3 protein-coding genes and 1 pseudogene are annotated in these 3,282 nt (G+C 74.7%); 3 read left to right on the top strand and 1 reads right to left on the bottom strand.

The features are described from left to right. The 3 genes and pseudogenes from ABEB16_RS09345 to ABEB16_RS09355 form a co-directional block, all read left to right on the top strand. A pseudogene (locus ABEB16_RS09345) lies at window positions 1-193 on the top strand (hypothetical protein); the annotation flags it as partial. Window positions 194-370: 177 nt separating this feature from the next. Beyond that, window positions 371-1,324, top strand: a complete 954-nt coding sequence (gene dapA / locus ABEB16_RS09350; RefSeq protein WP_345711986.1) for a 4-hydroxy-tetrahydrodipicolinate synthase — start codon at window positions 371-373, stop codon at window positions 1,322-1,324. Continuing rightward, window positions 1,321-3,009 (top strand): ribonuclease J, encoded by a 1,689-nt coding sequence (locus tag ABEB16_RS09355; protein ID WP_345711987.1) that lies wholly within the window; start codon window positions 1,321-1,323, stop codon window positions 3,007-3,009. The genes dapA and ABEB16_RS09355 overlap by 4 nt, the downstream gene beginning before the upstream one ends. On the opposite strand, the gene ABEB16_RS09360 is transcribed toward ABEB16_RS09355, so the two are convergent. Beyond that, window positions 2,999-3,205 (bottom strand): hypothetical protein, encoded by a 207-nt coding sequence (locus ABEB16_RS09360; RefSeq protein ID WP_345711988.1) that lies wholly within the window; start codon window positions 3,203-3,205, stop codon window positions 2,999-3,001. The genes ABEB16_RS09355 and ABEB16_RS09360 overlap by 11 nt on opposite strands. Window positions 3,206-3,282: the final 77 nt, after the last annotated feature.

The following is a 3,282-nucleotide window of genomic DNA, read 5'->3' on the forward strand; positions in this document are numbered from 1 at the left end:
CCGCGCGGCCGGCTGCGCGACGCTGGCGCTGACGACGACGCACCCGGCGGACGAGCTGGACGCCGACGCCGTCGTGACGTCGCTGGCGCAGGTGCGCGCGGTGGTGGCCGCCGACGGCGTGCGCCTGCTGCCGTCCGGGCGGGGCGGCCCGGTGCCGGGCACCGCCCCGCGCGTCGTGCCGCCGGGCGTGTGAGGCGGGTGGGTGGGCGGGGGTGTAACGCCCGGGGCGCCGGTGGCGATGTCCTCCGTGGGTCCGGTGCTCGCCCGAACCCCGAGCGGGCGAGCACCGGACCCCGCCACGTCCGGACCTGACCGGCGCCGGGGCCCGTGCCGCGCGGGTGGGGCTCCCCTCAGCGGTACCGTGAGCCCCATGCCCGTCGCAGCCACCCTCCCGCCGGCGCGCCCCTTCGGCGCCGTGTGCTCCGCCATGGTCACCCCCTTCGCGGCGGACGGGAAGCTGGACGTGGAGGCGGCGCAGGCGCTCGCGGAGCGGCTGGTCGCCGAGGGGCACGACGGCCTCCTCGTCAGCGGCACCACGGGGGAGTCGCCCACCACCTCCGACGCGGAGAAGGAGCGGCTGCTCGCGGCGGTCCTGGAGGCCGTCGGCGACCGGGCCCGCGTCCTCGCCGGGGTGGGCACCAACGACACGGCGCACACGGTGGAGCTGGCCCGCACCGCCGAGCACACCGGCGCCCACGGCCTGCTCGTGGTCACCCCGTACTACTCCAAGCCGCCGCAGGAGGCGCTGCGCCGCCACTTCACCGCCGTGGCGGACGCGACGGGGCTGCCCGTCATGCTCTACGACATCCCCGGTCGTGCCGGCGTGCCCGTCGCGACGGAGACCCTGGTCCGCCTCGCCGAGCACCCGCGCATCGTGGCCGTGAAGGACGCCAAGGGCGACCTCTACGAGACGTCGTGGGTGCAGGCCCGCACCGACCTGGCCTACTACTGCGGCGAGGACGCCCTGAACCTGGCCTTCCTCACCTCCGGCGCCGCGGGCCTCGTCAGCGTGGTCAGCCACGTCGCCGGCCCGGAGTACGCCGCGATGGTGCGTGCCGTGGACGCCGGCGACCTGGCCACCGCCGTGGCCCTGCACCGGCGCCTGCTGCCCGCCGTCCGGGCGATCATGACGCGCACGCAGGGCGTCATCGCCGTCAAGGCCGCCCTGGAGCTGACCGGGGCCCTCAGCACCCGCACCACCCGACCGCCGCTCATCGACGCGACCGAGGAGGAGATCGCCGCGCTGCGGGCCGATCTCGACGCCGCCGGTCTGCTCGAGGCCCGGACCCGCGCGGCGAGCGCCGCGCCAGGAGGATCTGCATGAGTCATCCGCACCCCGAGCTGTCCGCGCCGCCGCCGCTGGCCGACGGCGCCCTGCGCGTCCTGCCGCTCGGCGGGCTCGGCGAGGTCGGCCGCAACATGGCCGTCCTCGAGCACCGCGGCAAGCTGCTCGTCATCGACTGCGGCGTCCTCTTCCCCGAGGAGCACCAGCCGGGGGTGGACCTGATCCTCCCGGACTTCACGCCCATCGCCGGCCGCCTCGACGACGTGGTCGCGATCATCCTCACCCACGGGCACGAGGACCACATCGGCGCGGTGCCGTACCTGTTGCGCCTCAAGCCGGACATCCCGCTCGTGGGCTCCCAGCTGACCCTGGCCCTCATCGAGGCCAAGCTCAGGGAACACCGGATCACCCCCTACACGCTGCCGGTGCGCGAGGGGCAGCGGGAGCAGCTGGGGCCGTTCGGGACCGAGTTCATCGCGGTGAACCACTCCATCCCCGACGCCCTGGCCGTCGCGGTGCGCACCAGCGCGGGCACCGTGCTGCACACCGGCGACTTCAAGATGGACCAGCTGCCCCTGGACGGGCGCATCACCGACCTGCGCGCCTTCGCCCGCCTGGGCGAGGAGGGCGTGGACCTGTTCATGGTCGACTCCACCAACGCCGAGGTCCCGGGCTTCACCGCTCCGGAGCGGGGCATCGGCCCGGTGCTGGACCAGGTCTTCGGGCAGGCGGAGCGGCGCATCATCGTCGCCTCCTTCGCCAGCCACGTGCACCGGGTGCAGCAGGTCCTCGACGCCGCCGACCGGCACGGGCGCAAGGTCGCCCTCGTGGGCCGCTCCATGGTCCGCAACATGGGCGTCGCCGCGGAGCTGGGCTACCTGCAGGTGCCCCCGGGGGTGCTCGTCGACGTCAAGCGCGTCGACGACCTGCCGGAGGACCGGGTGGTGCTGATGTGCACCGGGTCGCAGGGCGAGCCGATGGCGGCCCTGTCGCGGATGGCCAACCGCGACCACCGCGTCGTCGTGGGCGCCGGCGACACGGTGATCCTCGCCTCGTCGCTGATCCCCGGCAACGAGAACGCCGTGTTCCGCGTCATCAACGGCCTCATCCGGCTCGGCGCCAAGGTCGTGCACTCCGGCAACGCCAAGGTGCACGTCTCCGGGCACGCCAGCGCCGGGGAGCTGCTGTACTGCTACAACATCCTGCGCCCGCGCAACGTCATGCCGGTCCACGGGGAGTACCGCCACCTCGTCGCCAACGCAGAGCTGGCGGTGCAGACGGGCGTGCCGCGCGAGCGCGTGGTCGTCGTGGAGGACGGCGTGGCCGTGGACCTCGTCGACGGGGTGGCCCGGGTGGCCGGCAGCGTGCCGTGCGGCTACGTCTACGTCGACGGCTCCACCGTGGGCGAGATCACCGAGGCCGACCTCAAGGACCGGCGCATCCTCGGCGAGGAGGGGTTCATCTCCGTCTTCGTCGTGGTCGACTCCTCCACCGGCAAGATCGTGGCGGGCCCGGAGTTCAACGCCCGCGGCTTCCCCGGCGAGGGTGACGAGCGCTTCGCCCAGGTGCGCCAGCGCATCGAGGACGCACTCGCCGAGGCCACCGCCGGCGGCTCGCTGGACACCTACCAGCTGCAGCAGGTGGTGCGCCGGGTCGTCGGCTCCTGGGTCGGCCAGAAGCTCCGCCGCCGGCCGATGATCATCCCGGTGGTCGTCAGCGCCTGACGGGACCGGTCACGAGCGCGGCGGCGCCGCGGGCCGCGGCCGCGAGGATCTCCTCCAGCGGACCGCGGCCCAGCGCGGCGCGCCACGCCCAGGCCAGGGACCCGATGACGAGCAGGTGGGCGAGCAGCGCGCCGCCGCCGCGCTCGGACGTCCACGTCAGCGCCAGGGCGTCGGCGGTGTAGACGGTGAGCGGCATCGCGCCCACCGCCGCCACCGGTGCCGCAGTGGCTTGTGCCGTTGCTGGCCGAGCAGCTCGTCGGGAAGGGAGCGGAT

It is taken from the genome of Kineococcus glutinatus, assembly GCF_039542765.1.
In the GTDB taxonomy this organism is placed as follows: Bacteria; Actinomycetota; Actinomycetes; order Actinomycetales; family Kineococcaceae; genus Kineococcus_A; species Kineococcus_A glutinatus.

Excerpts from the sequence above, each read along its gene's own strand:
- dapA (WP_345711986.1), top strand. The coding sequence starts at position 371 with ATGCCCGTCGCAGCCACCCTCCCGCCGGCGCGCCCCTTCGGCGCCGTG.
- ABEB16_RS09360 (WP_345711988.1), bottom strand. The coding sequence starts at position 3,205 with ATGCCGCTCACCGTCTACACCGCCGACGCCCTGGCGCTGACGTGGACG.
- ABEB16_RS09355 (WP_345711987.1), top strand. The coding sequence starts at position 1,321 with ATGAGTCATCCGCACCCCGAGCTGTCCGCGCCGCCGCCGCTGGCCGAC.